This is a genomic window from Marinobacter sp. W-8, from assembly GCF_044342215.1.
Taxonomy (GTDB): domain Bacteria; phylum Pseudomonadota; class Gammaproteobacteria; order Pseudomonadales; family Oleiphilaceae; genus Marinobacter; species Marinobacter nauticus.
On sequence record NZ_CP172297.1, the window covers coordinates 879,415 to 905,989 of the forward strand.

Consider the following 26,575-nt stretch of genomic DNA (forward strand, 5'->3'; position numbering starts at 1 on the left):
CCGCTGAGCGGGTTGTCCTGCCGGTCCGGGGGCGCTAGGCTTGGCCGAAGCCCCTCTTTGATGTCTCGGAACTGAATTCCATGCTCCAGCGCTTCAGCGTCGTTGTGATTCTGGTTGTCATCATGCTGCTGTCCTGGCTTCTGGGCGGTTGGTACGGTTATCGCCAGCTGGAGCAGGAGGCCCTGCAAGAGGCTTTCCGGTACCGACAACTGGTTGCGAATGAGCTGAACCGGTATCTGCCGGTACCGGCTCTTATCGCCGAACACCCCCTGTTAGCCGACGCGCTCAAGCAACCGAATGATGCCGTGACCCTGCTTCGGGCCAACGAGCAGATGCAAAGAATGGCCACCATTGTCGGCGGCTCAGATATCTACCTGATGGATTTGTCGGGTTTGACGATTGCGGCCAACAATTTCGGCCAGCCGGACACCTTCGTTGGCAATAATTACGCGTTTCGCCCCTACTTTTCTGAAGCCGTGCAAACCGGAGATTCAGTGGCCTATTTCGCCTTGGGTTTACGGTCCCTGGAGCGTGGTCTGTACTTCACTCATCCGGTGCGCGATCAGCGGGGCAAAATGCTCGGGGTCGTAGCCATCAAGATATTGGTCCATGAGCTGGAGTCGCAGTGGCACCGGCCAGAATCGACCCAGCAGGCGCAAATGGTGGTGCTGGACGGCGACGGAATCAGTTTTCTGTCCAGTCGCAGCCAGTGGTTGTATCGGGACTTTCGGCCAGGTGACAAGGCCGAAAAAACCGCCCGCGTGCGGCAACGTTACCCCGAGCGGGATTTAGAGCCTGTTGACTTCTCTGTCACTGGCAAGCCGTGGGGGCTGGCGGATTATTCCACACGGATTCAGTTACGGGACAGCAACAGTGCTGGCACGTACCTGACCGTCGAGGTGGACCTGCCCAGGCTGGACTGGAGCCTGATGGTACTGACCGAGACGCGATCAGTACTCTGGACCCGCGCCGGTTTCCTGTTCAGCGGGCTGGCCTTGTTCCTGGCCGGGTTCCTTACCTGGTTGTATCTCCGCGAACGATACCGGCGGGAACGTGAACTGGCCTTGAGGGGAGAGCAGTTGGAGCGTCGCGTTGCTCAGCGGACAGCCGATCTTAAACGTTCCAATGACCAACTGCTGGAAGAGATACAGGAGCGGGAGAGAGCCCAGACGGAGTTGCGTGAAACCCAGCAAGAGCTCATACAGGCTGCCAAGCTCGCGGTGCTCGGGCAAATGTCGGCGGGTCTGAACCACGAGATCAATCAGCCCCTGACCGCTATCCAGGGTTATGCCCGCAACAGTCGGAAGTTTCTGGAGCGGGGGGCCACCGATATGGTGGATGCCAACCTGGGGGAAATTGTCGCCCTGTGCGACAAGATGGCGGAGCTCATCCGACAGTTTAAGGTGTTCGCGAGAAAATCCGAGGGCCCCCCGTCGGTGGTTGATCTCAGATTGGCGGTGGATGGAGCCCTCAAGATTATTCGTGCCCAGCACAGCAGTAGCGGCATTGGCATCGATTGGCATCGCCCGGAGCAGCCGGTCATGTGCCACGGCGATCTGATCCGGATCGAGCAGGTGATGGTCAATCTGGTGGCGAACGCGGTTCAGGCGGTTGAAGGCCGTGACGAGCCGTTGATCGAGATCATGATTGATCAGGAAGAGGGGAACTGGCGTTGCCGGGTTCGAGACAATGGGCATGGCCTTCCCGGTAACACAGAGAAGGTGTTCGAACCGTTTTTTACCACCCGCTCCGTCAAACAGGGGTTGGGCCTGGGGCTTTCCATTTCCCGTCAGATCGTTGAAGCTCTGGGCGGAAACCTGGTCGGCCTCAATCGTGACGATGGTCCGGGTGCCGAGTTCGTTCTCAAATTGAAACAGCGTAGGGCAGAGGAATGACAACCGCTTCAGTCATTTTTGTCGATGACGACCCGGATATCCGGCCACTGATGGAACAGACCCTGGAGCTGGAGGATATCCCGGTGGCCTGTTTTGCGGATGGTGCGTCAGCTTTGCAGGAGGTTCATCCGGATTTTGAGGGCATCGTCCTGTGTGATTACAACATGCCGGGCATGGACGGCCTGGATGTGTTGCAGCGCATCCGGCAGATTGATGAAGATATTCCGGTCATTCTGCTGACTGGTCAGGGCGATATCAGCACGGCGGTATCGGCCATGCAGCAGGGTGCCTACGATTTCATCGAGAAACCGTTTGATCACGAGGAGTTGATTGAACTCCTGCGGCATGCCCTTGAGAAACGACATCTGGCGCTTGAGAACCGGCGGCTGAAAGCCCAGCTCCGACACCTTGCCCGCCCCGGCCCCCGAATGCTGGGCGATTCGCCGGCTATGCAACGGGTGATGGCGACCATTGATCCGGTATTGGATATCTCCGCAAACGTGCTCCTGCATGGTGAGACGGGGTCCGGTAAGGACGCGCTGGCCAGATATATCCATGAAAACAGTCCACGCAGCAGCCACAATTTTGTTGCGATCAATTGCGGCGCTGTGCCCGAGAATCTGATCGAAAGCGAGCTGTTCGGGCACGAGGCCGGCGCCTTCACAGGTGCTGACAAACGACGTGTAGGCAAGATAGAACACGCTCATCGGGGAACCCTGTTCCTGGATGAGCTGGAAAGTATGCCCATGCCGTTGCAGATAAAACTGCTCCGGGTTCTTGAGGAGCAACGGGTTGAGCGGCTTGGCAGCAACCAGGTCGTGGACGTGGATGTACGTATTATCGCCGCCACCAAATCCGATCTGAAAGAACTGAGTGACAAGGGAGAATTCCGGTCCGACCTTTATTACCGACTGAATGTGGTGAAAGTGGATATTCCGCCGTTGCGGGAGCGGAAGGAAGACATCCCCAAACTGTTCCATCACTTTGTGCTGATTGCTGCCGCTCGCTATGACCGCGAGAGTGTGCCTTTGGACGCACGTCAGGCTGCCCGGCTGATGCAGCATTCCTGGCCCGGCAACGTTCGGGAACTGCGTAACCTGGCCGAGCGATATGTCTTGCTGGGCCCGGCAGCCCTGGCCGAAGGCGATTCCGCCAGCGGACCGAATATTGCCAGCCGGCAGACGCTGTCGGAAATGATGGATGGTTTTGAACGCTCGGCCATTGTCAGCGCCCTGAACGCCTGCCACGGTAGCATCAAGGACACCATGGTTCAGCTCGGGATTGCCCGCAAGACGCTGTATGACAAAATGAAGAAACACGGGCTGGACAAAGCCGAGTTCAAGGACTGACCGTTACAAAAGATAACGCCCTGGTTGCACTGGTTTTACAAACTACGAGGTTTCCTCGATAAATCTGTCGTGTGTTTTTCTGTAGGATTGCTAATCTTTTTTTAGCGGACTTCTCCGACAGTCATTCCAACCACGGAAAACACACCACATGAAGAATCTGACCATCCAGGCGAGGGTGCTGTTGCTGGCACTGGTGCCGGTTATTGTTCTGACTGCATTGCTGACCACTTACAACCTGAATCAGGCCCGCTCGATCGGAGAGCAGGCGGTTGCAAGCTTCTCGGAAGACATGGAGGCCAGCAAGCGCCAAGAGCTGCGCAACTATCTGGAGCTGGCAAAAACGTCCATCCAGCACCTTTATGAGCAGCCGGGCTCGGCCAATGATCCTGAGGTCCAGCAGCAGGCCTGGGACATCTTGCGGCAACTGCGTTTTGACGACTCCGGCAGTGAGGGCTATCTGTTCGCCTATACCACGGAAGGTGTTTCGGTGATGCATGGTGTCAATTCCGCCCTGGAAGGCCGTAACCTCTGGGGCTTTCAGGACCCGAACGGCACCTACCTGATTCGCGAACTGATCGAGGCTGCGCGCAATGGTGGCGGCTATGTACCCTATGGCTGGAAACACCCGGAGACCGGTAACGTAGCCCCCAAGTTAGGCTATGCCGAAATGCTGCCGAAATGGGGCGTGATGATAGGCACCGGATTCTGGATTGACGGCCTGGAGTCTCAGGTTGCTTCCATGGAACAGCGGGTTGGAGACTCCCTGGGTGAGGCAATCATTGGTTCGGTGACCACCTCCCTGATCGCCCTGGCGATTATCGTCTTTCTGGCCCTCGTAGTGGTTCGCGGCATTATCCGCCCGTTGAAGTCGGCGGTGACGGCGATGAATGGCATTGCCAGTGGCGACGGGGATCTTACCCGTCGGCTCGACGTCTCGGGCAGGGATGAGCTGTCCCAACTGGCCACGGCATTCAACAGCTTTGCGGATCAGGTACATGGGCTGGTCCGCCAGGTCCGCCAGTCGGCCGAAACATTGAATGACACCACCGGCGAGTTGAACGAGGTCATGGTGGAAGCCGAGCAGGGCGTTGAGCGCCAGAAATCGGAAAGTGATCAGGTAGCCACCGCCATGAACGAGATGACCGCCGCAGCCCAGGAAGTGGCCGGTAATGCCAGTGAAGCGTCGGATTCGGCTGGCCACGCTACCGCTCAGGTAACCGATGCCCAGGGGCTGGTGTACCAGGCCATCGAGGTGATTGGTGGGCTATCCAAACAGGTGGAAGAGGGGGTTCAGGTCATTGAAAAACTGGGCACCGACTCCCGCCAGATCGACAGCGTGCTGGAGGTTATTCGGGAGATTGCCGATCAGACCAACCTGTTGGCCCTGAATGCTGCCATCGAGGCGGCTCGGGCCGGAGAAGCCGGCCGTGGCTTTGCCGTGGTTGCCGACGAGGTACGTACGCTGGCAAGCAGGACCCAGAAGAGCACTCAGGAGATCCAGGCGACCATTGAGCGGCTGCAGAAAGGTGCCCAGCAGGCGGTAACGCTGATCGGCGCCATCAGCCAGCGCAGCGAGGAAACGGTGGAGGAAACCCGCCAGGTGAACGAAGCGCTGCAGCGTATTTCCCAGGCCGTGAACACGATTACCGATATGAACACCCAGATTGCCAGTGCTGCGGAAGAGCAGACCAGCGTGTCGGAAACCATCAACCAGAATGTCCACGAAATCGTGGCAATCTCGGAACAGACTGCCCAGGGAACCCGTCGCGCCGGCGAAGCGACCCAGCGCCTCAAGGCGCTGGCCGGTGACCTGACCGACGAGGTCAGCCGCTACCGGGTCTGAGCAGAATTAGACATGCGGTTGCATGAAAGGCGCTGTCAAGAAAGTGATCTGCGCCTTTTTTGCCCTGGTCAGGGCGCAATCTTCTTCTTCAGCGCCTTGGTCAGCGGCCTTGGCAGGCTCGGCAGCGACTTCAGCAGCCAGGGCAGCACCTTTCTTTTTACGCCATTCAAGGATTCCGGTACCACCGCTTCAATCAGGTGCGGGCCGGGGTTGTGTTTGGCGTATTCCATGGCTTTGATCAGCTCTTCCGCCGTGGTTACCCGGGTGCCGTGCACGCCCATGCTCTGGGCCAGTAACGCGTAGTTGGTGACCGGGCCACTGATGTCGAGCTGTGATTTCGCCTTGGCACCGGCTTCTTCTGCGCCAACCCGTTCCAGTTCTACGTTCAGGATCGAGTAGGAGGCGTTGTTGAAGATGATGGTGGTCACGTTCAGATTTTCCCTCGCCATGGTCCACAGGGCCTGGTTGGTATACATGGCGGTGCCGTCACCGATCAGTGCGTAAACCTGGCGATCCGGACAGGCGATGGCTGCGCCGATGGCGTTGGGCATGCCTTGCCCGATGGCCCCGCCGGTGAGGGTGATCAGGTCGTGCCGTGGCGAGCCTGCGGTCATGGCGTTCAGCATCAGGCCGGAGGTGATGGCTTCATCCACGATAATGCTGTTCTCGGGCATCAGTTCGCCCACCGCCCGGCAAACCTTTTCGGCGGTGAGTTTACCTTTGGGCAGGCCGGGGCGGCCGGGCGCCTGCAGCTTGGGTTGGGCATTGCTGGCACCGAGAGTATCGGCCAGCTTTTTCAGGCTGGCGGTGGCATCCTGCTCCGGTGTGCTCAGAGTGTGAGCCGTGCAGTTGTCTGGCACCAGGTAGCTTTGTTTGCCCGGATAGGCGAAGAAGGATACCGGGGCCTTGGCATCCACCAGAATCAGGTGGTCAAACTCGGAGAGCTGCAGGGTAGCCAGTTCCGCCAGGTAAGCGATCCGCTCCACCGGCGGCAGGCCGGCGCCCCGTTCAATGCGGGTTGGGAAGGTTTCGGCAAACAGGGTGACACCGTTGTGGGCGGCGATGCGTGCCGCCTCCAGCAGGGCGGGCTCACGCAGGGCGCGGCCACCCAGCAGCAGGGCGGTTGTCTTACCGCTCCTGATGGCCTCGGCGGCCGCTTTAACAGCGCTATCTTCAGCTGCAGGCGCTTGCGGTTGAGTGGGTGCGGCACAAGGCTTGCCGCCTTCGCCCCAGGACACATCCGCCGGCAGAATCAGGGTGGCTACCTGCCCTGGCAGGCCCCGGGCGGCGGTGATGGCTTCGGCGGCATCCTGGCAAAGAGCTTCTGTGCTTTGTGACGTGCGCACAAAATTGGGGGAGATGTTGCGAGCGACCGTTTCGATGTCAGACTGCAACTGGGCGTCGTATTTCACATGGTAGGTGGCATGGTCGCCAACAATGTTGACCACCGGTACCTTACCCTTGCGTGCATTGTGCAGGTTCGCCAGGCCATTGCCCAGGCCACAGCCCAGGTGCAGCAGGGTAGCAGCGGGTTTGTCCGCCATCCGGGCGTAGCCGTCGGCGGCACCGGTGGCGACGCCTTCAAACAGGGCCAGTACCGCCCGCATTCCGGGTTCGCTGTCCAGGGCGGCGACAAAATGCATTTCGCTGGTGCCCGGGTTGGTAAAACAGACTTCAACACCCGAATCCACCAGGGTTTTCATGAGTGCCTGAGCGCCGTTGGTCATTGTTGTTCTCCAGCTTGGGTCAATTCGTTTGTATTGGTCCGGTCGAGATGGGTCTCGTTGATATCGGCAATTCTGGTGACACCGGTCAGGGTCATGGCCAGTTTCAGTTCCTGCTGCAAGGTGTTCAGGAGCCGGGTTAATCCGGCCTGGCCTTCCGCCGCCAGGGCCCAGGCCCAGGGCCGGCCAATCATCACGCCGTTGGCCCCCAGGGCGAGGGCCCGGAAAACGTCCACGCCGTTGCGAATGCCGCCATCCACCAGGATCTCGGTGTCTTGACCAACGGCGGCAACGATATCAGGGAGTTTGCTGGCGGTGGCGGCTACACCGTCGAGCTGGCGACCGCCGTGGTTGGACACCACGATGCCATCGGCACCTACGTTGACGGCTGCTTTGGCATCGTCCACTTCCAGAATGCCTTTCAGGATCAGCTTGCCGGGCCAGCGTTCCCGCAGCCATTCGATGGCCTGCCAGGTGACGGAGGCATCGAATTGGGTATCGACCCACTGCTTGAAGGAATCCAGGTTACTGGCCTCTGGCACCGCGTCACTCAGATTGCCGAAGGTGAGGGGTTTACCTTTTATTGCTACCTGCCATAGCCACCCGGGCCTCGATAGAAGCTGCTGCGCTTTGAGCGCAACGGAACGGGCGCCGGCGCTGTTCAGACCGTTACGGGTGTCCCGATGCCGGGGGCCGGGCAGGGGCAGGTCGATGGTGAAAATCAGGGTCTGGCAGCCGGCATTCCAGGCTTTTTTCAGCAGGGTGTCTACGTGCTCCCGGTCACGAATCATGTACAACTGGAACCAGAAGGGTGCATTGGCGGCGGCTTTCACTTCGTCCAGCGGGCAGATGCCAACGGTGGATAGGGTGAACGGTACCTCGGCGGCATTGGCGGCTTTTACCGCCTGGGCTTCTCCCCGTTGTGCCATCATGCCGGCCAGCCCCAGGGGCGCCAAGGCAACTGGCATGCTGCAGGATTGGCCGGCCAGCTCGGTGCGGGTGTCCACGTTATCGACATCAATCAACACACGCTGGCGCAGGGCGATATCCTGCCAGCCGCGGACATTGGTCCGAAGGGTTTGCTCTTCGGTGGCTCCGCCGTCCAGATAATCCGCCAGAAAACGGGGCAGTTTACGGCGGGCGAGTTTCTGGTAATCGGCGGCGGTGGCTGGATAACTCAGGGGCATGGTGTCAGCCTCCGTTGGTGATGGAACGGGCGGCTGCCCGGGCCGTCAGAATGCAACCGGGCAGGAAGGTGCCTTCCAGTGATCGCTTGCCGTTGCTGCCGCCGCCACCAAAACCGGCCGCTTCACCCACACAGTACAGGCCTCGGATGGGCTGGCCGCTGGCATCCAGCACCCGGCTTTGCAGGTCGGTACGCAGGCCGCCCAGGCTCTTGCGGGTGGTCAGTTGCATGTGGATGGCGATGAAGGGGCCGGCCCCTGGCTTCTGCAGCGGCGCTGGTTTGCAGGTGCGCAGCCGGTCCGGCCCCCACTGGCGGGCGTGGCGAATCATGCGGATTTGCGGATCGTTGTTCAGTTGATTGCCCTTGCTGAAATTGGCATCGAAGGCATCGGCGGTGGCTTTCAGGGTGGCAGCGTCAATGTCCAGAGAGCAGGTCAGGGCATTCATTTTCTTCGCCAGCCCTTCCAGAGTGTCGTCCACCAGGAAGTGACGGCTTTCGTTCTGCATCTGATTCACCAGCGGTTTGTTACCCAGCAGCAGTTCTTTCAGGAACAGGGGGAATTGCTTGTCCCGGATGCGGGCGTTGTGTTCGGCACCGGAGATGGCAAATTCTTTCAGGGCGATACGCCGGTTCAGCAGGTGCCAGGTCCAGGGTTTTTCCTGTTCGGCCACGCGCTGGCAAAGCCAGTGGGTATCGAAGCCGGTCACCAGGGGCTCCGGCCCGATGCGCTCGCCCCGGTGGTTCAGCCAGAGCGCGGATTTACATGGAATGGTAGACAAGCCATGGCCCGGGAAATGCGGGTAGGGGTGGGGAAAGCCGGCCGCGTAGTTCCACATTTCGCCGGCGTGGGTAATGCGCGCGCCCAGGTGGTCTTTGGCCCAGTGGTGCAGTTTGCCATCGGCAAACGGGTGGGCACCGTTGAGCATGGTGTCCGGTTGCGGACGATGTCTGGGCCAGTTGGTACGGCACTCGGCGTGGCTGCCGTTGATACCGCCCATAGCCAGCACCACGTTCGGAGCCTCAAACCGCACTTCTTCGCCGGTTTCCTCGTTGATGGCAACGGCGCCGTAGACCTCACCGGCCTGATGGTCGAGTGCGGTAATTCGGTGCCGGTGATGAATGGCCAGTCTGCCACTGGTGTTGGCTTCGTGCAGGGCATTGACCATGCAGCGCACCAGTTCTCGGGAGGTGCCCCAGGTGATGTGGTACCGGGGCACGCTGTTGCCATCGCCAAACCGGCCTCGCTCTACCCAGTTCACTGCCGGCATGAATTTGATGCCCTCGTTGGCGAGCCAGTCGTGTACGTCGGTGCGGGAATGTTCAACGTAGTAGCGGGCCCACTGCATGGGCCACTCATCGTTCGGGTCCAGTTCGCCGAAACGCAGCCAGTCGTTCAGCGCCAGTTCCGGCGAATCGGCGATTTTCATACGCCGCTGCAGCGGCGTGTCAATCAGCATCATGCCGCCAAAGGCCCACAGCGCCAGACCTCCGAAGCGTTCGGGGCTGTCACGATCAACAATGGTTACGGACTTGCCAGCCCGCAGAGCTTCCAGGGCGGTGACAATGCCCGCCAGTCCGCCGCCGGCAATCAAAAGGTCTGAGCTAACAGGTTTCACCATGGTGCGTTTCCGGATTGTATTTTTGATTTTGTTGTTACAGACCATATAACGCTATGATCGGTTCTGAATTGACTTCAGAGGCCATAATAATTGACGTTAGAAGCCACCGTATCGATGGGCTGGGTCAATACCGTGATCGATGCCGCGAAGAATCTGGGCGTTCCTGAGAACCTGTTGCTGGAAACCGCTGGTCTGCCGGCCGGGGCCCTGTCTCTCGAACGATGGCCCATCGACTTCATTACCCGTCTCTGGCACGCCGCTGAGCAGTGCACGCGGGATCCCGGGTTTGGTCTGAAAGTTGGCGCCGGGGTGCGGCCGGCCAGTATTGATGCGGTCAGTTTCGCCATGCAGAGCGCCGCCACGCTGCGCGAAGCCATCACCCTGGTCCAGAAATACCAGCGGCTGATCTCTGATGGCGGTCGCTTCCAGATGATACCGGGTAGCAAGGGCACCTGGATTGTCTACCACCCCCGGCAGGGGCGTCTGGCGTTCAGTCCGCATCAGATTGAAGCCGTGCTGTCGGCCGTGGTCAGCCTGACCGACTGGATTGCCGGTTCTGCGGTTGGGCCTGTGCGAGTGCAATTTAGTCAGGCCCGTCTGGGGCCACTGTCAGGGTACCGGGAGGTGTTTGGTTGCCCGGTGGAGTTTGAGCAGGCGTTCAGTGGTTTGCTGGTGGGTAATGAGGTGCTGGACAGGCCTTTACCACAGGCAGATCCGGCCCTTGCCCGTGTACATGAACAGTACAATGCAGGACGGCTGGCGGCGCTGGAAAAGGGCGCTGTGTCGGCAGAGGATCTTCGACAATGGCTGGTCGCCCGGATGGGGCCAAACCTTCCACGACGGGCAGAAGCGGCCAGGATGTTGGGGCTCAGCGAACGTACGTTGGCCCGTCGGCTGGAGGCACAGGGCTATACGTTCAACAGCTTGTTGGACGAGGTGCGCCGGGAGCTCGCCCTGGCGGCGGTGCGGGAATCGGGGTTGTCCCTGGCAGAGATCGCTTTATCGCTCGGATTTGCAGAGGCCAGTACCTTTTACCGGGCATTCCATCGCTGGACTGGCATGCCCCCGGCTCGCTGGCGCAAACAGGGGGCGCACTGAAACCTACAGATTGGCTTCGGCAAACTCTGCCAGTACCGAACGGGGCACGCCTTGCAGATGGATGTGACCGCCGTGGCGGAAGCCCTTGAAGCGCTCAGTCATGTAGGTCAGGCCGGAACTCAGGGGGCTCAGATAGGGGGTGTCTATCTGCGCCAGGTTGCCCAGGCAGATCACCTTGGAGCCGTTACCGGCCCGGGTGATGATGGTCTTGATCTGGTGCGGGGTCAGGTTCTGCGATTCATCGATGATGATGAGGCTGTGCTGGAAGCTGCGGCCCCGGATGTAGTTCATGGATTTGAAGTGCAGAGGCACTTTGCTGAGGATGTAGTCGACGCTGGCGGTCATGTTCTCATCGTCTTCGTGCAAAGCTTCCAGGTTGTCCACGATCGCACCCAGCCAGGGTTCCATTTTCTCGGCTTCGGTACCGGGCAGGAAACCGATATCCTCATCCAGGCCCTGGGTAGAGCGGGTCGCGATGATGCGTTTGTAGAGTTTGCTGGCCACGGTCATTTCAATACAGGCGGCCAGGGCCAGAATGGTTTTACCGGAACCCGCCGAGCCGGTCAGGTTCACCAGGTGGATGTCGGGGTCCAGTAACAGGTTCAGGGCCATGGCCTGATAGATATCCCTGGGCACCAGGCCCCAGACTTCTTCATTCATCAGGTCATGCTGGTGCAGATCCTTGAGCACCAGTTGGTCCTCGGAGATATCAACTACCTTGCCGATGAAGCCCTGCTCGTCAATCACGAACTCGTTGATGTTCAGTTTCGCCAGTTCCCCTTCGCGTTTGAGCAGGTGTTCCGTCACTCCCTCCCGCTGTATGGTTTCCACCTTGGCGATACCGTCCCAGAACGAGTTCGGGAACTCCTTGTAGCCCTTGGGCAGCAGGTCAATGTCGTCAAGTAGCTGGTCGTTGTGGTAGTCCTGGGCTTCGACACCAAAGCCGCGGGCCTTTAACCGCATGTTGATGTCTTTACTGACCAGGATGATATCCCGGGACTTGTGGCGTGCCTGCAGGGCGGCGAGGGTGTTGATGATCTTGTTGTCGTTCAGGTGCTCCGGCAGTGAGTGATTGCCGGCACCTTCGGTGCTCATGATGATTGAGAGGGTGCCCAGTGGGTCCGCTTTCTTGCCGCGCAGAATAGGCACGCCTTTCTCGATGTCCTTGGGGCTGGCATCACCCAGCAGTTTGTCGATGTTTCGAATGGCCTGGCGGCAGTCGGCGGCAACCGTCTGTTTGCCGGATTTCAGGCTGTCGAGTTCTTCGAGGACGGTCATCGGAATGATGACATCATGTTCTTCAAAGTTCAGGAGGGCATTCGGGTCGTGAATCAGGACGTTGGTGTCGAGGACATACATTTTCCGGCGAGCTTGCGGTGCTCTTGGCATAGGGGGCGCTACCTCTCTGGTGGCTCAGTCGGTCTCGGCGCAGCGTTGCGTCAGGTCTCTGTCGGAGATCAGTTTCAGCATGTCATAAGTGGTTATGATACCGGTGATTTTTGAATCCCGGGTGACAAAGATCCGGTGCAGGTGCTCTCGCATCATGATATTGGCAATGTCTCGCACTGGCGTGTCTTCGTCAACCGACAAAACAATGGGCGTCATGATGTCCCGGACTTCAACCGGAACCTTGCCCATCTCTTCGAAGATGACCATACGCAGACGCCGGGCCTCTTCCTGCTCCTCTTCGGTCAGCCTGGGCTGATCGCCGGAACGGGAGGCATTCCAACGGAATTCGGTAATGTCCTTGAGGGTGGCTATGCCGATGATGTCGCCGTTGTCGTCGGTAACCGGGCTGCCGGTGATTTCGTTGTCGGTGAGGAACCTGGCGAGGCGATCCATAGTCCAGTTGTGGGGGACAGCCTTGATGGTCGGGGTCATGATCTCATGGGCGAGAACACTCATGTGCGGGCATCTTCCGTTTGCTGTGCTTTTGATGAAGCTTAGCCGTTCCGTGGCCTGCCGTCACCCCTGCATTGTGGGTCGGGTTAACGGGCTTTCGGGCTTACGCCCTGCAATGTGCCGTCTTCGCCCCATTGCAACTGGTAACCCTGATAGCGATCCTGTTTGGCGACAGCTTCCAGTGCGAGGATGGATTTGACCGGTATATCGACAATCAGGCTATTGACCAGCCACCCGGGCAATGCGCCGTTGGGTTCGGTGTGCTGCACCCAGACCATTCGGGTTCGGTCGCCCTCCGGGGTAAACCGGTAGAGTGTGTCGGAGCGGTCCACCCGCACGCGACTGTTGAACTCGGCCCGCATGTTGGGAGTGGCGTTGAGGTCCATGAAAATCTCGCCGGTGGACGCGTCGCCGCGGGTACGGATGCGCAGTACATAATCACGGTCGGCTACCGGCCACGGCATATCGTTGACCGAATAGGCATAGCGATCGTGGAAGTCCCCCTGGCCAAAGGCATGGGATTCGGTGCAGTTGTGTACCCATTCCTCACAGGATTCCGGATTGACCATGACGGCCATCAGGTTCTCGATAGGAACGTCCAGTTCCGCTACTGCCTTGAAAGCCTCGAACCCCGAGCCTTCCCGCGCCATGGTGTATATCCGCACATTGTCCACTTCCTTGCGCAGTGACCAGGCCTCGGCATCTTCCGATGGCAACGGGACGGTTTCACTGGCGGACACAGACAAGGTCATCAACAGGCCCATAATGCCGGAAATCAGGCGGCTAACGCCGTGGGCTCTGGTTGTGGTCATAGGCTAAACTTCCGTTGTAAGAGTGAGCCGAGTCTACCACGGGGCGCAATGCCCCCCGCCTGTGAATGCGGGGGTTTGTGAACCAGGTAGCTTAGTTACACAACGCACACCACGATTGGCCTGATCTGACGAACATTATGACAACACAGAAACTGGTAGATGCCCGCGGACGAATAACGCCAGGGCTGATGGAGCACCCTGTCGACACCATCAATTATCTCGACTACGACCTGCGCACGGTGATGGACAAGCCTCGCACCCGCCTGGCCAGACACTGGCGTTTCAACCAGTTCCAGTTTGTCAGTGCGATGGCGCCGGGCTGGGTGTTCGGCCTGGCTATTGTGGATCTGAACCTGGTGGGTAATGGCTTTTTCTATCTGTTCGATTTCGAGAGAGGACAGATGTTCGAGCATTCGTTTTTACAGCCTCTGGCCAGGAACACGAACATAGAGCCCTATCCCGAACGCGGTCACGCCCGGTTCCGCAAAGGCGACTTGAGCATGGCCATTGAACCGGCCACCGGCGGTCGGAATGTGAGAGTGAGCGGACCCGGTAATATCCGGGTGGATCTTGAGTTGCGGGACACCGAACAACCCTTGCGGCTGGTGTCGCCGGCCGGATACAACGGCTGGGTGTTCACCCGGAAATCGGCCGGGCTGACGGTGGACGGTGAAGTGCGCCTGGGCGATGTGGTCTGGCGTTGCGATGAGTCTACCCGTGGGTCCATCGACTGGAGCTGCGGCTTCATGCGCCGGGAAACCGCCTGGAACTGGGCCAGTCTGGCTGGGGTTGCCGACAATGGTGTTTCAGTGGGGCTGAACCTGGCCGCTGGTGTGAACGAGACCGGGATGACCGAGAACGCGCTGTGGCTCGACGGACGTCGCATTCTGCTGGGGCCGGCCCGATTCGAGTTTGATCGCTATCAGCCCGGGGCAGACTGGCGGGTCACCACCGACGATGGCCGCGTTGACCTCCGTTTCGTGCCCGCTGGCGCGCGCCGGGAAAAGCTCAACGCCTGGGTTATTGCCTCCAATTTCCGTCAGTTTGTGGGCACTTTCCAGGGTACGGTTGCGGATGAAAGCGGCAAAAAAATCCCCGTAAACGGGTTACGGGGATTGATAGAAGATCACTTTGCCCGGTGGTAAACCAGGCGTAGCCATCACTTTTCGGGCAGGGTGACGTTCAATTCCAGCACGGAGCAGTGGTCATTGCGATCCACCTCCACCTGTACCATGTCGTCGCTGATCTGAACGTACTTGCGGATCACCTGCAACAACTCCTGCTGCAGCTGGGGCAGGTAGTCCGGCTGTTCACGCTGGCCCCGCTCATGGGCCACGATAATCTGCAGTCGCTCCTTGGCGACACTGGCCGTACTGTTTTTCTTGCTTCTGAAGTAATCGAAAAAACTCATCCCTTAGCCCCCTTTGAACATCCGTGAGAAGAAGCCTTTTTTCTGGGACGTCATGAAACGGTGTTCCCGTTCCTCGCCCAGCAGCCTCGCAACGGCATCTTCATAGGCCTGGCCGGCATCGCTTTGCTCCTCCAGAATGACCGGCAGGCCCTGGTTGGAGGCATTCAGTACGATCTGGCTCTCGGGAATCACGCCCAGCAGGGGAATGGCCAGGATTTCCTCAACATCCTGTACCGACAGCATCTCGCCTTTTTCTACCCGGTCCGGGTTGTAGCGGGTCAGCAGCAGGTGTTCCTTGACCGGGTCCTGGCCCATTTCCGCTCGCCGGGATTTGCTCTGCAGTATGCCCAGGATGCGGTCTGAATCCCGTACCGATGAGACTTCCGGGTTGGTTACGACAATCGCCTCGTCGGCATAGTAGAGCGCCATCAGGGCGCCATGTTCGATGCCGGCCGGGGAGTCGCACACGATGTAGTCGAAGGTTTCGGACAGTTCGTTGATGACCTTCTCCACACCATCTTTGGTGAGAGCTTCCTTCTCGCGGGTCTGGGACGCAGGCAGGATGTAGAGCGTTTCTACCCGCTTGTCCTTGATCAGGGCCTGGTTGAGAGTCGCTTCGCCCTGAATGACGTTAACGAAGTCGTACACCACCCGGCGTTCGCAGTTCATGATCAGGTCCAGGTTGCGCAGACCCACGTCGAAATCAATCACGACGGTCTTGTGGCCGCGCTTTGCCAGACCAGTGCTGATGGAGGCGCTGGTGGTGGTTTTGCCCACGCCGCCTTTTCCTGAGGTAACGACAATGATTCTAGCCAAGGTTCAGTTCCTGTTTCTCGGTGGATTCGTCATGGTTTCAACTGTTGTTATCGGTTGTCACAACATCAGGCCTTGTCCAGTGGCGTCACCACCAGCACATCGTCCCTGAGCTGGATCTGCACAGCACTTTTCCAGCCAATGTCCTGAAGATCTTCGGAGATTTTATAGTGTCCGGCGATGGACACAAGCTCCGCCTCAAGTGACTGGCAGAACACCCGGGCAGACTCGGCACCGTGAATGCCGGCCAGCGCCCGTCCGCGTAAGGGGCCGTAAACATGAATATTGCCGGCAGCCAGAACTTCGGCTCCGGCCTGCACCGGCGCAAGGATGATCAGATCGCCTTCCGGCGCGTATACCTGCTGGCCCGATCGAACCGGTTGATTGATGATTTTTGCCGGTGCCGGTTCGTTTGCAGGCTCCTGTGCAGCGGCCGCTTCCGGTTCGGCTTCTGCCGGGGCTTCCTGGGCCGGCTTTTCTTTCAGGCTGCCGCCGGGCAGCAGTGCCAGGGAGGCTCCCCGGGCAAGCCGGCGCTGATCGTCGTTGGCGGCACGAACGCCAATCACGTGAATGTTGTGACGGCGGCAGGTTCCGATCATCTTGAAAAAATCGAGTTCGCTGTCCAGGCCTTCGTATTTCTCCAGGCTGATAATCAGCGGGATGTCTTTGAAGAAGCCCGGCGCCTGGCTGATCTTGTCCCGAAGATTGGCTTCAAATTCGTCGTTGTCGAAGTAGTAAAGCTCAAGGGCGGTCAGGGAAACACTGGCACTCTTCAGTTGAAAGCTCTGTTTTGTGTCGGTGGCTGCGGAATCGCTCATGGATGGACCTGTTCTCCGGTGTCTGAGGCATGGGCATCTCCGAGGGCGCGCAGCGGAGGGGCATCGAAACGGATGCCGGACCAGCCCGTGCTGATAAACTGGCGGATGTTACCATGGCTGTCCCCGGCCGGGTCGCCGAGCACCTGCTCGTAGTGTTGGGCGAACAGGCGCAGGGTGTCGGTCTCGCTCAGATTACAGTACTGACCCAGGCCGAAGAGCCGGCAGGAGCCAGCGTTTTCGCCAGTCTCGTTGCGAAGCGGGCCGTTGCTGAAACCGGTGGGCCGAAATTCAAAATACTGATTGATCAGTGCCAGGGTGTCGTCGAAATCGGCATGACCGGCCTGCACTGAGGCCAGGTGGATACGAACCGCTTCATTAACATTCATTATTTGTGATCCTGCTTGGGGCCGGTCTGGTAGTTGGCTTTCCATTCTTCGTAGGGCATGCCGTAGATTTCTTCCCGTGCGGCGGGATCTGAAATGTCGAACCCCCGCTCTCCCGCTTCGGCCCGATACCATTTGGACAGGCAGTTGCGACAGAAACCCGCCAGATTCATCAGGTCGATGTTCTGGACGTCGGTGTTTTCACGCAGGTGCTGGACCAGGCGCCGGAAGGCGGCGGCTTCGATTTCGGTGCGTTCAGACTCGGGAATCGGGTTGCTCATGGGGCCTCGCTGTTGCTTGCCGGGACTATCGGGATTTCCTGACATTCTCGGCATGTTACCGTAAGATACAAGGCTGTATAAACGTACAGATTGTTAACGTGAGCCCGCCCCTATGGCCCAGCGTAAGATCATTCATGTGGACTGCGACTGCTTCTATGCCGCCGTCGAGATGCGTGACGACCCAAGCTTGCGGGATGTTCCGCTGGCGGTGGGTGGCGAGGGCGGCCGTGGTGTGGTGACCACCTGCAACTACCGGGCCCGGGCTTTTGGCGTGCGTTCGGCCATGCCCGGCAGCGAGGCCCGGCGGTTGTGCCCCGGCCTGGTCACGGTACCGCCGGACATGGGCCGTTACCGGGCGGTTTCCCAGCAGGTGATGGCGATACTGCGGGAGATGACCGATCTGGTTGAACCCTTGTCCCTGGATGAGGCGTTTCTGGATGTGACCGATGTTGACGCGTTCAAGGGCAGTGCCACCCTGATGGCCCGGCACCTGCGGGAGCGGGTGAGCAGGGAAGTCGGCATTACCATTTCCGCCGGCGTGGCCCCCAACAAGTTCCTTGCCAAAATTGCCAGTGACTGGCGCAAGCCCGATGGTCTGTTTGTGATTACGCCGCCGGAGGTAGCCGGCTTCGTGCACGAGCTGCCGGTGGAAAAGCTGTTCGGTGTGGGGCAGGTAACCGCGGCCCGGCTGCACGCCCTGGGTGTGAAAACCTGTGGCGATATGCAGGCACTGGGTGCCGACGTGTTGATCGAGAAGTTCGGCAAGCAGGGCTATCGTTTGTTTGAAATGGCCCATGGCCGGGACGACCGCCCCGTTGTGGTGTCGCGGGTGGCCAAGTCGGTGAGCGTCGAGCGCACCTTTTCCCAGGACCTTCCTGACCGGAGTGCCTGCGATACCGTGATGCCGGCCCTGGTTGCCGATCTCAATCTCCGGCTCTCGCGTAAGGGCCGGCACAAGCCGATACACAAGCTGTTCGTGAAAATCCGCTACAGCGATTTTTCCACCCACACGCTGGAGCGGGTTCGGGAGTCGGTCACCGAGCCGGCCCTGGTGGATTTCCAGCCCCTGCTGGAAGAGCTGATGCCCAAAGACCGCCCGGTTCGCCTGCTGGGTGTGGGTGTCCGGTTTCGCAATGACGACGCTCCGGTCACCCAGTTGCGCCTGTTTGACTGACTTCGGTGCCTGCGGTCATATCCGGCAATTTTTTAGGTTAAAACGGTATGGTTGCTGCTTTGACGTGACAGTGTGTCACCTCTAGCTTTTAGGTGACGCTATCCTGCTGTAAGCGTTGCGGGCTACGCCCGCCCCGAAACAACAATCGCAGGAGAACAAGAATGAACAAGGCTGGCTGTTGTGGCCCCTGGCGCTCCCTGGGTATCCGGAGCGTTTCCGGCTGGTGGTAACTCGGGTGGCGGGGTATTGGTCGGCCACAGGAGCGCCAGCGCCAGAAAAAATTGCGGCCCCGGTGACCAGCAGGATCTTTGTGTTCATGACTCGCTCCGGCAGGATTCTCCGGAATCAGTGTAGACCAGAATGCGGCAACTGCCTGGGTTGGGCTCAGCCGGCCAGCCACTGCATAGAGGCCCAGCCCATGGTGCCACCAATCAAGGCGCCGGCCAGGACATCGCTGGGGTAGTGGAGCCCGAGAATGACCCGGGATGCCGCCACTGACAAGGTGAATGGAAGCACACACCAGGCCAGGGCCGGGAGCGCAACGAACAGCATGGCCTGAAAACACACCGCGTGCAGGGTGTGGCCGGAGGGAAAGCTGTACCGGTCCAGTGGCGGCGTTGCACAGTTAATAACCGGAAACGAAATAAAAGGCCGTTCGCGGATCAGCCAGCGCTTCAGGGCCTTGTAGGTCAGTGTGCAGGTGAGCCCGGTAAGCGCCATTTGAAGTGCCAGGGCCGGGCCATAGTCCCCGGCGTAGAAAGGCAGTGAGAGAATCAGTGCGTACCAGAACCAACCGTCGCCAAGTCGGCTGACGACTCGGAAATACCCCAGAATTGGCCGGAATCGTACGCTGCGGTTAATGGCCTGGCAGACCGCGAATTCTCGCTGGTCGGCCAACTCAAAGAAGCGAGATGCCTTGCTTGTTAATGCCATGGTATCGGGCCTGTGCAGTTTGGTTTAAAACCAGCTGTTCAAACTGGTCGATCTGGCTGCTCCAATTCAATTCGAGGGCGTCCAGGCGAGCCTGGGCGCGGACTCGGTTCAATAGTGAGGGCTGGTCGGCCAGTCTCAGGGCGTGATTGATGAAGGCTTCGTCGTCTGTCAGTTCAGCCTTCATGCCGTTTTCGTCGTGTCGGATATGTTCTGCGGCTGCCGCATCGTCGAAGGCGACGATGCCCAGTCCGCTGGCCATGGCTTCCAGCACCACGTTGCCGAAGGTGTCGGTTTTGCTCGGAAACAGGAACAGGTCACCGGAGGCATAGTGCCGGGCCAGATCTTCGCCCCGTCGGGTGCCACAGAATATGTAGTCCGGGTGTCGGTCTTCCAGGGAGCGGCGCATGGGGCCATCCCCTACCAGCACGAAGCGGGCATTAGGATGCAGGCCGCGGATACGCTCGAAGCAGGCAACAGCCATACGCAGGTTTTTTTCCGCAGCCAGGCGCCCGACATAGAGTACGGCACGTTCGTTGTCGTGTAGCCCCCATTGCCGACGCAGGGATTGGTCGCGTTTGTGGGGGGTGAAGCGCTGGCAATCCACGCCCCGGCTCCAGAGGCCGGTGCGGGTGATCCCCATGTCCCGGGTAACCCGCTGCATGCGACCGGTCGGCACCAGGGTGATGGCTGTTCTGTTATGGAACCAGCGACCGTAGGCACACAGCAAACGTTCGAGCAGGCCCGCTCCGTAATAGCGAGAGTACTGGTGGAAATTGGTATGGAACCCGGAACTGACGGGCAGGGCGAGACTGCGAGCCGCATTCACTGCCGCCACGCCGAGTGGCCCCTGGGTTGCCACATAGATGCCGTCGGGCCGCTGTTTCTGCCAGAGCTTTTTCAGGCTCGAGGGGCGGGCGGTACCGAAGCGCAGATCTGCGTAGCCGGGAAGAGGCAAGCCATTAACCACCAGTTCGGTGGAAAACAACCCGCTCCCGGTACTCTCAAACAGCCCTTTCTGTTCGTGAGGCTGCCGGGGGCGCACCACGGTTACATGGTGGCCCCGTTGCATCAGCCCCTGACACAGGTGCCGCATGGTGTTGGCAACACCATTGATTTCCGGCGGAAACGTCTCGGAAACAATGGTAATGTGTTGCGGTCGCCGTTCGGTCAACTGGGCTTCGGTCACGGGGGTTCCTGAAGGTTCTGCTGTCATGCCTTTACTATGGAAAGACGCCATGACAGAAATGCGACAACTCCGTGACATTCCGTTTACGTGTTTTTACCCCGTCTCTTATCGACCTATTGCAAGGAGATTCCATGCAAACGCGAAAACTTGGCTTTACAGATATCGAGGTCAGCCTGATCTGCCTGGGAACCATGACCTGGGGCGAGCAGAACAGTGAGCAGGAAGCCTTTCAGCAGCTCGACTATGCCATGGAGCAGGGCATCAATTTCATCGACGCCGCTGAAATGTATCCAGTGCCACCCAGGGCAGAAACCCAGGGCCTGACCGAGCAGTATCTGGGCAACTGGCTGGCCCGCCGTGGCCAGCGTGATGACTTGGTGATCGCCAGCAAGGTGGCCGGGCCGGGTAATGGCCTCGGGTATTTGCGCGGTGGCCCGAGGCTGACCCGGGAGCATATCCGCTCTGCCTGTGAGGGCAGCCTCAAGCGCCTGCAGACGGATTACATCGATCTTTATCAGGTGCACTGGCCGGACCGGAGCGCCAATTTTTTTGGCAAGCTTGGTTATGACCGCAATCCCGATGAGCAGATGACGCCCATTGAGGAAACACTGGAGGCACTGGATGAACTGGTTCGTGAAGGAAAGGTCAGACACATCGGGCTTTCCAACGAGACACCGTGGGGCACGATGCAGTACCTGCGCCTGGCGGAGCAGCGTGGCTGGCCCCGGGTGGTCTCTATCCAGAACCCCTACAACCTGTTGAACCGGTCCTTTGAAGCGGGGCTGGCGGAGTTTGCCCATCGTGAAGGCACCGGCCTGCTGGCCTATTCACCGCTGGCCTTTGGCATGCTGACCGGCAAATACCTGGGGGGAAAATGGCCGGAAAAGGCCCGGCTGACTCTGTACGAGCGGTTCAGTCGCTATACCAATGACCAGGCGGCGGACGCCACGAGGGCCTATGTTGAGCTGGCTCACCAGCATGGTCTCACGCCGGCCCAACTGGCACTGGCCTGGGTGAACAGTCGGGAGTTCGTAACCAGTAACATCATTGGCGCAACCACCATGGAGCAGCTCAGGGAGAACATCGGGTCAGCCAGTGTGACTCTGAGCCCCGACCTCGTGTCCGCCATCGAGGCGATCCATGCCGAGTTCACCTATCCCTGCCCTTGAAGACTGTATGAACAGGGGCTTGCAGTAGCCAGGTGCGATCCTGCCGCTCCGACCAGCGGCAGAGTCGTTACATACTGCAATATAAGTGATCATTTATTGACAAAAAAGCTGGTGCCAGGCGACGGAACGCTGGCGAAATTGTGTGCAAAATCACACCAATCTTCGTCGCAATCATTAGACTTTGGTACTGTGAATTACATAAAGCCAATGTCGATACCGGATTTCCTGTTGCCATGATTCTTCGCCTGTTCGTCGTCCTCCTAGCCCTGAATAGCGTCGCCTTTGCGATGCGGGCTGACGCTGCGCAGCCCATGTTGTCGGAACCAATGCTTTCCGAGCGCATGATGGCCGAGCGCGACGAAATGACGACAGCCGAAGATGTTTACGAACTTCAGGAATGGATGTCCGGCGATTATGAAGACGACCGCAGCGATGCACTTACCGCTATCGGCTCCCGTTTGCTCAGCCTGAGCCTCAGCCGCTCCCGCACTGCTGAAAAGACCTATGCTTCCGATCCGGCTCAGCCCGATCACGGCATCGCCCTGTTGAACGAAGGGGCCTGCCTGAACCTGCGCTGGAAGTTCTGACCGCTGTTCTTTGGCGTGCCTGCCAACTTTCTCCCGCCCTTCCGCTTTGTCAAAATGTCATGACCTGACGCATTGTCAGCTTGAATCTGCCGTGTGATCATCCACCTTAATTGAGATTCTCAAGCGACGAGGAGCCGGTAATGGCAGCAGAGAACGGAGTCTATTGCGACGACGCAGAACGGTGTGTTGATCGGGTGATTGAGCGGGTTGGTAAGCGCATTACCCTGGGCTTGCCGCTTGGTCTTGGCAAGCCGGTGAGGTTTGTGAATGCGCTCTATCAGCGTGCCAAGGATGATCCGGACATTGAGCTGCATATTGTGACCGCGCTCTCCCTGTTAGCACCTGAGGGCAGTTCTTCCCTGGAAAAACGTTTCATGGGGCCCTTCGCCAAGCGCCTTTTTGGCGATATTCCGGAGCTGGCCTATGCCCGTGATGTCGCCAATAACCGCTTGCCAAGCAATGTCCAGGTGTCTGAATTTTTCTTCAAAGCTGGCAGCTACCTGAACAATCGCAATCAGCAGCGAAACTACGTATGCACCAACTACACCCATGCCGTTCGCGACCTGATGGCGCAGGGTGTGAATGTGGTGGGGCAGATGGTTTCCCCAGGCGAGCCCAATGGTTTTCCGGGCCAGGTGAGCTTTAGCTGTAACCCGGACCTGTCACTCGATATCCTGCCGCTGCTGCGGGAGCGTGAACAGCAGGGCGTACCGGTGGCCATGGTGGCTGAAATCAATCAGTACCTGCCCTGGTTTGGCCACCATGCAGCCGTCGAGGAACAGCAGTTTGATCTTCTCTTCAGTCATCCATCCACAGACTATCCGTTATTCTCGGCTCCTCAGATGGCCATCAGTCCGTCTGATCACCTCATCGGATTCTACGCCAGCTGCCTGTTGAAGGATGGCGGAACCCTTCAGGTTGGCATCGGTTCACTGGGAGCCTCGCTGGTTCACAACGCCATTCTGCGCCACAAGCACAATGATGCCTGGCGCGCAGTTTATGACCACCTGGATGTGGGATCCAGGTTCCCTGTGGTTGACAGCTGCGGCGGTACCGGTACGTTCGAGACCGGCCTGTATGGCTGTAGTGAAATGATGGTGGATGGCTTCCTGTATCTGATGCAGGAGGGCATCCTGAAGCGGGAAGTATTTGACCATGCCGGTTTGCAGACTCTGATCAACCGGGGCGAGATTACCCTGACGCCGTCGCTCGACATGCTGGATGTGCTGGTCCGGGAAGGGCTGATCGATTCGCCATTGCGGGCGCGGGATGTCAACTGGCTGATTCAGTACGGCATTCTGCGGGACACGGTGGAATTCCGTGGCGGGCGCCTGCGCCTGAGTGAAGATCACGCTGTAGAAGCAGACCTCAGCCAGGATCAGACCCGTGAGGCGCTGGCGGCCCTGGGTCTTGGTTCAAGGCTCAGCGGTGGTATTGCCATGCACGGGGGCTTCTACGTGGGGCCGGAGGCCTTCTACCAGGCTCTGAGAGATCTGTCGCCAGAGCGGCGTGACAAGATCTGCATGACCAGTGTCAATTTCATCAACCACCTTTACGATCACCGTTTCGGAGATCAGAAGCTCAAAGCCGCCCAGCGTTTGCACGGTCGGTTTATCAACTCTGCGATGATGTACACCCTCAATGGCGCGGCAGTGTCAGACGGACTGGATGATGGTCGCGTGGTCAGTGGTGTGGGGGGGCAGTACAACTTTGTTTCGATGGCCCATGAGTTGCCCGGGGCGCGCTCCATCCTGGCTCTCAGAGCCACCCGCATGTCGGGTGGGCAGGTAGTGTCCAACATTGTATTCAACTATGCCCATTGCACCATTCCAAGACATCTCAGGGACATTGTGATCACGGAGTACGGCATTGCCGATTTGCGGGGGCGGTCTGACGAAGATGTGTTCCTGGCGCTGATCCGTATTGCCGATTCCCGTTTCCAGGCGGATTTGCTGAAACAGGCCCAGAAGGCGGGCAAGGTCCGTGACGATTTCCGCTTGCCCGCGGACTGGCAGAACAATACGCCGGCGTCGGTTCGCCAGGCTTTGGCTGCACCCGGTAAGGGCGACTGGTTCCCGGCGTTCCCGTTCGGCCGGGATTTCACCGATGAGGAGCTGACCCTGGGGAAAGCCCTTAAAGGACTGAAAGCCGCAACCGCCACTCCCCGTGGTAAACTGGCGACCCTTTGGCAGGCCATCCGGGCTGAAGACGATACTGGCCAGTACGCGGTGCTGCTCGAACGCATGGGGTTAAACAACCCCTCAGGCATTCGGGAGAAGCTGGATCGCAAACTGGTGATACATGGCCTGCAGCAACTTGAACCCGCGACAAAGACAGGAAGCGAAAACAGCTGATGCAAGCCGATAACCCGAACACCCGGCCGGATGTTTTTACCGTCCATTACGTGCTCAAGAACCGCATCGGTGAGCTGGTGGATACGTCTGAAGGCAGCGAGCCTCTGCACTTTATCTACGGCAGCCCCGAGATCATTGCCGGCATTCAGGAGGCGGTGAAAGACCGAAACGTAGGTGATTGCCTGGAAGTGACCGTGCCACCGGAGATGGCCTACGGCGAATACCGCGAGGACCTGGTGCGCAAGGTGCCCCGTTCCCTCTTTGAGGGCGTTGAAAACCTGGATGTGGGCATGAAATTCCAGACTAACTCCGGTGATCAGGCCCAGGTGGTACAGGTGGTGGCGATCGACGGCAACCTGGTCAAAGTGGATGCCAATCACCCTTTGGCCGGTTTCACCCTTTATTTTGATCTGGAAATCGTGGGTCGTCGCGAGGCTACTGAAGACGAGGTAGCTCAGGGTCGCCCGCTGCTCTGAGAGGGCGTTCGGGTACCTGGTCGAACTCGCCCGAGTGAATGCGGGCGAGGCCCTGGCTGATCTGCTGGTGTATGCACCCGGTCAGCTCATTCAGGGATAGATCCGGATCCGGTCCAAGGGGCGGATGCAGTATTACGATGATCTGCCCCGGTGGCTGTCGCAGCAGCCTGAACAGATGACAGTGGAAACTGTCATCGCCCACAAAGGGCGCCAGTGAGTCAGGGCGCCGTTCTCGCCGATAACCGATGGACACTGGCTGTATGGCCGTGTTGCTGTCCCGGGCGGCGCTCATCAACAGTCCGTGCATGGGTAATACGGCTACCCCGGTGCTGGTGGTTCCCTCGGGATAGACCATCACCGATTCTCCAGCCTGCAGGCATTGCGCGATACTGGCTTTGATAGCTCTGGCCTGACCGCCGCCACGTTTGATGAACAACGTGCCGGCCTGCCGGGCCAGCCAGCCGATCACCGGCCATTGACCTACTTCCGCTTTTGACAGAAACCGCATGGGCGTGATGCTGCCAAGAACCGGGATGTCTGACCAGCTGATGTGGTTGGCGACAAACAGGGCGTTTTCCGGGCAGGGCTGGCCATAAACCTGAACCTGCCAGCCCAGGCACTGACATGCCTTCCGAAAACAGATTGTGGCCCAGGGATTCCTGTCCACCGGTCTGGTCCTGGCCAGATCGGAGATCCGGAGCAAAGCCGCCAGCGCGCAGGCTCCGACAAGGAAGCCTGCAAACATTGCTAAGCGAAAGCTCAGTCGAAGCCAGCTCATCGGCAATCCTCCGAATCAGGCGGGGCGACGCAGGAAGTGCCGGCTGTAGCGGCCGGCCAGGTTACTGACCTCCAGCAGCACCAGCATGTCGGCACAGCGGAATTCAGGATCCCAGCAAGGCTCGCCACAGACCCTTGCGCCCAGGCGCATGTACGCCTTGATCAGGGGCGGTATGTCCACAGAGCGTTCTGATTCCGGATGGGCAAGATGTGGCAGTTGGCGCTTTGGCGTTACCCGGCAATGCGGCTCAGACAGATGCTGTTGTTGCAGAAGCCGGGCCACATGCCAGGCTTTCGCCCCGCCGTCGGCCATGCTGATACTGGCGCAGCCGATCAGATGGGTAACGTTGCGCTGCACCAGGTACTCCGCCACCGCTGACCACAGCAGCGTGATGGTGCCGCCATTGCGGTAGTCCGGGTGCACGCAGGTGCGGCCGAGTTCAGCCAGTGTTCCGGGCAGGGCTTCCAGAGCCGCGAGATCAAACTCGCCTCGGGAGTAGAAGCCGCCAACGGAAGCCGTATCGTCCTGGTGAAGTATGCGGGTGGTGGCCACCAGTTCACCGGTGTCTGCGTCGGTGACGATCAGGTGATCGCATGCCGCATCGTAGGCATCGGCATCAATACCCGGGATTGTGGCGCCGAGATCGCTGCCATACTCCTCGGAGAATACCCGGTAACGCAGGCGCTGCGCCGCTTCTATGAGCTCCGGGTCACGGGTCAGTTCGGTGCTCAGGTTACGGCCCCGGCGGGGTTGAAGGCTCGCGGTGGTTGCAGTCATGGCTTGG

25 protein-coding genes are annotated in these 26,575 nt (G+C 59.3%); 10 read left to right on the plus strand and 15 right to left on the minus strand.

The window, feature by feature from the left end; all coding sequences use genetic code 11:
• Window positions 1-80 precede the first annotated feature (80 nt).
• From ACF8YQ_RS04030 to ACF8YQ_RS04040, 3 genes are all read left to right on the plus strand, one after another.
• Window positions 81-1,895: an ATP-binding protein gene (locus tag ACF8YQ_RS04030; RefSeq protein ID WP_396622652.1), complete on the plus strand. Its 1,815-nt coding sequence runs from the start codon at window positions 81-83 to the stop codon at window positions 1,893-1,895.
• Window positions 1,892-3,244: a sigma-54 dependent transcriptional regulator gene (locus ACF8YQ_RS04035; protein WP_011785810.1), complete on the plus strand. Its 1,353-nt coding sequence runs from the start codon at window positions 1,892-1,894 to the stop codon at window positions 3,242-3,244. The genes ACF8YQ_RS04030 and ACF8YQ_RS04035 overlap by 4 nt, the downstream gene beginning before the upstream one ends.
• Window positions 3,245-3,392: 148 nt before the next feature.
• The gene (locus ACF8YQ_RS04040; protein ID WP_396622653.1) at window positions 3,393-5,087 is read left to right on the plus strand and encodes a methyl-accepting chemotaxis protein; all 1,695 of its coding nucleotides are present in this window, start codon (window positions 3,393-3,395) and stop codon (window positions 5,085-5,087) included.
• A gap of 68 nt (window positions 5,088-5,155) precedes the next feature.
• Here ACF8YQ_RS04040 and ACF8YQ_RS04045 read toward each other — a convergent pair whose 3' ends face one another.
• From ACF8YQ_RS04045 to ACF8YQ_RS04055, 3 genes are read right to left on the minus strand one after another with little or no spacing between them, the layout of a single operon-like run.
• Window positions 5,156-6,814, minus strand: a complete 1,659-nt coding sequence (locus ACF8YQ_RS04045; RefSeq protein ID WP_396622654.1) for an acetolactate synthase large subunit — start codon at window positions 6,812-6,814, stop codon at window positions 5,156-5,158.
• On the minus strand, window positions 6,811-7,998 hold the full coding sequence (locus ACF8YQ_RS04050; RefSeq protein WP_396622655.1) for an L-lactate dehydrogenase: 1,188 nt from the start codon (window positions 7,996-7,998) through the stop codon (window positions 6,811-6,813). Before ACF8YQ_RS04050 ends, ACF8YQ_RS04045 begins: the two co-directional genes overlap by 4 nt.
• 4 nt (window positions 7,999-8,002) lie before the next feature.
• Entirely contained in the window at window positions 8,003-9,616 is a 1,614-nt protein-coding gene (locus tag ACF8YQ_RS04055) for an FAD-binding dehydrogenase (protein WP_396622656.1), read from the minus strand.
• 90 nt (window positions 9,617-9,706) lie between these two features.
• On the opposite strand from ACF8YQ_RS04055, the gene ACF8YQ_RS04060 reads away from it, so the two are divergent.
• Complete coding sequence (locus ACF8YQ_RS04060) at window positions 9,707-10,714, plus strand: AraC family transcriptional regulator (protein ID WP_206854779.1); 1,008 nt, start codon at window positions 9,707-9,709, stop codon at window positions 10,712-10,714.
• A gap of 3 nt (window positions 10,715-10,717) precedes the next feature.
• Here ACF8YQ_RS04060 and ACF8YQ_RS04065 read toward each other — a convergent pair whose 3' ends face one another.
• The 3 genes from ACF8YQ_RS04065 to ACF8YQ_RS04075 all read right to left on the minus strand — a co-directional run bounded on the left by ACF8YQ_RS04065 (window position 10,718) and on the right by ACF8YQ_RS04075 (window position 13,428).
• Window positions 10,718-12,103 (minus strand): PhoH family protein, encoded by a 1,386-nt coding sequence (locus ACF8YQ_RS04065; protein ID WP_011785804.1) that lies wholly within the window; start codon window positions 12,101-12,103, stop codon window positions 10,718-10,720.
• A 24-nt stretch (window positions 12,104-12,127) separates the two neighbouring features.
• Window positions 12,128-12,619 carry an HPP family protein gene (locus ACF8YQ_RS04070; protein WP_014420722.1) on the minus strand — a complete coding sequence of 164 codons (492 nt, stop codon included), beginning with the start codon at window positions 12,617-12,619 and terminating at the stop codon, window positions 12,128-12,130.
• A gap of 83 nt (window positions 12,620-12,702) precedes the next feature.
• Window positions 12,703-13,428, minus strand: a complete 726-nt coding sequence (locus ACF8YQ_RS04075) for an START domain-containing protein (protein ID WP_396622657.1) — start codon at window positions 13,426-13,428, stop codon at window positions 12,703-12,705.
• Window positions 13,429-13,565: 137 nt separating this feature from the next.
• Here ACF8YQ_RS04075 and ACF8YQ_RS04080 point away from each other — a divergent pair, with 137 nt between their 5' ends.
• Window positions 13,566-14,573: a DUF2804 domain-containing protein gene (locus ACF8YQ_RS04080; RefSeq protein ID WP_396622658.1), complete on the plus strand. Its 1,008-nt coding sequence runs from the start codon at window positions 13,566-13,568 to the stop codon at window positions 14,571-14,573.
• A 14-nt stretch (window positions 14,574-14,587) separates the two neighbouring features.
• Here the strand turns inward: ACF8YQ_RS04080 and minE are convergent, their stop codons facing one another.
• From minE to ACF8YQ_RS04105, 5 genes are all read right to left on the minus strand, one after another.
• Window positions 14,588-14,839, minus strand: coding sequence for a cell division topological specificity factor MinE (gene minE / locus ACF8YQ_RS04085; protein WP_011785800.1), 252 nt, complete (start codon window positions 14,837-14,839; stop codon window positions 14,588-14,590).
• A 3-nt stretch (window positions 14,840-14,842) separates the two neighbouring features.
• On the minus strand, window positions 14,843-15,655 hold the full coding sequence (minD, locus tag ACF8YQ_RS04090; protein WP_011785799.1) for a septum site-determining protein MinD: 813 nt from the start codon (window positions 15,653-15,655) through the stop codon (window positions 14,843-14,845).
• 65 nt (window positions 15,656-15,720) lie between these two features.
• Window positions 15,721-16,470, minus strand: a complete 750-nt coding sequence (minC, locus tag ACF8YQ_RS04095) for a septum site-determining protein MinC (protein WP_396622659.1) — start codon at window positions 16,468-16,470, stop codon at window positions 15,721-15,723.
• Entirely contained in the window at window positions 16,467-16,856 is a 390-nt protein-coding gene (locus ACF8YQ_RS04100) for a HopJ type III effector protein (RefSeq protein WP_379945124.1), read from the minus strand. The genes minC and ACF8YQ_RS04100 overlap by 4 nt, the downstream gene beginning before the upstream one ends.
• Window positions 16,856-17,134, minus strand: coding sequence for a DUF1244 domain-containing protein (locus ACF8YQ_RS04105; RefSeq protein WP_222198042.1), 279 nt, complete (start codon window positions 17,132-17,134; stop codon window positions 16,856-16,858). The genes ACF8YQ_RS04100 and ACF8YQ_RS04105 overlap by 1 nt, the downstream gene beginning before the upstream one ends.
• A 112-nt stretch (window positions 17,135-17,246) precedes the next feature.
• Between ACF8YQ_RS04105 and dinB the strand changes: the two genes are divergently transcribed.
• A complete protein-coding gene (gene dinB / locus ACF8YQ_RS04110) occupies window positions 17,247-18,308 on the plus strand; it encodes a DNA polymerase IV (RefSeq protein ID WP_396622660.1) in 1,062 nt (353 codons plus the stop codon).
• 384 nt (window positions 18,309-18,692) lie between these two features.
• Here dinB and ACF8YQ_RS04115 read toward each other — a convergent pair whose 3' ends face one another.
• Window positions 18,693-19,241: a phosphatase PAP2 family protein gene (locus ACF8YQ_RS04115; protein ID WP_014420729.1), complete on the minus strand. Its 549-nt coding sequence runs from the start codon at window positions 19,239-19,241 to the stop codon at window positions 18,693-18,695.
• Window positions 19,207-20,454 carry a glycosyltransferase family 4 protein gene (locus tag ACF8YQ_RS04120; RefSeq protein ID WP_396622661.1) on the minus strand — a complete coding sequence of 416 codons (1,248 nt, stop codon included), beginning with the start codon at window positions 20,452-20,454 and terminating at the stop codon, window positions 19,207-19,209. Before ACF8YQ_RS04120 ends, ACF8YQ_RS04115 begins: the two co-directional genes overlap by 35 nt.
• 104 nt (window positions 20,455-20,558) lie before the next feature.
• Here ACF8YQ_RS04120 and ACF8YQ_RS04125 point away from each other — a divergent pair, with 104 nt between their 5' ends.
• The 4 genes from ACF8YQ_RS04125 (at window position 20,559) to ACF8YQ_RS04140 (ending at window position 25,013) form a co-directional block, all read left to right on the plus strand.
• Window positions 20,559-21,596, plus strand: coding sequence for an NADP(H)-dependent aldo-keto reductase (locus tag ACF8YQ_RS04125; protein ID WP_153741554.1), 1,038 nt, complete (start codon window positions 20,559-20,561; stop codon window positions 21,594-21,596).
• 233 nt (window positions 21,597-21,829) lie between these two features.
• The gene (locus ACF8YQ_RS04130; protein ID WP_011785789.1) at window positions 21,830-22,183 is read left to right on the plus strand and encodes a hypothetical protein; all 354 of its coding nucleotides are present in this window, start codon (window positions 21,830-21,832) and stop codon (window positions 22,181-22,183) included.
• Window positions 22,184-22,323: 140 nt separating this feature from the next.
• Window positions 22,324-24,537 carry an acetyl-CoA hydrolase/transferase C-terminal domain-containing protein gene (locus ACF8YQ_RS04135; protein WP_396622662.1) on the plus strand — a complete coding sequence of 738 codons (2,214 nt, stop codon included), beginning with the start codon at window positions 22,324-22,326 and terminating at the stop codon, window positions 24,535-24,537.
• A complete protein-coding gene (locus ACF8YQ_RS04140; RefSeq protein ID WP_396622663.1) occupies window positions 24,537-25,013 on the plus strand; it encodes a peptidylprolyl isomerase in 477 nt (158 codons plus the stop codon). Before ACF8YQ_RS04135 ends, ACF8YQ_RS04140 begins: the two co-directional genes overlap by 1 nt.
• Here ACF8YQ_RS04140 and ACF8YQ_RS04145 read toward each other — a convergent pair.
• Window positions 24,973-25,791 carry a lysophospholipid acyltransferase family protein gene (locus tag ACF8YQ_RS04145; RefSeq protein ID WP_396622664.1) on the minus strand — a complete coding sequence of 273 codons (819 nt, stop codon included), beginning with the start codon at window positions 25,789-25,791 and terminating at the stop codon, window positions 24,973-24,975. The two genes, ACF8YQ_RS04140 and ACF8YQ_RS04145, sit on opposite strands and share 41 nt — an antisense overlap.
• A gap of 15 nt (window positions 25,792-25,806) precedes the next feature.
• The gene (locus ACF8YQ_RS04150; protein ID WP_022991028.1) at window positions 25,807-26,568 is read right to left on the minus strand and encodes a GNAT family N-acetyltransferase; all 762 of its coding nucleotides are present in this window, start codon (window positions 26,566-26,568) and stop codon (window positions 25,807-25,809) included.
• Between the last annotated feature and the right edge of the window lie 7 nt (window positions 26,569-26,575).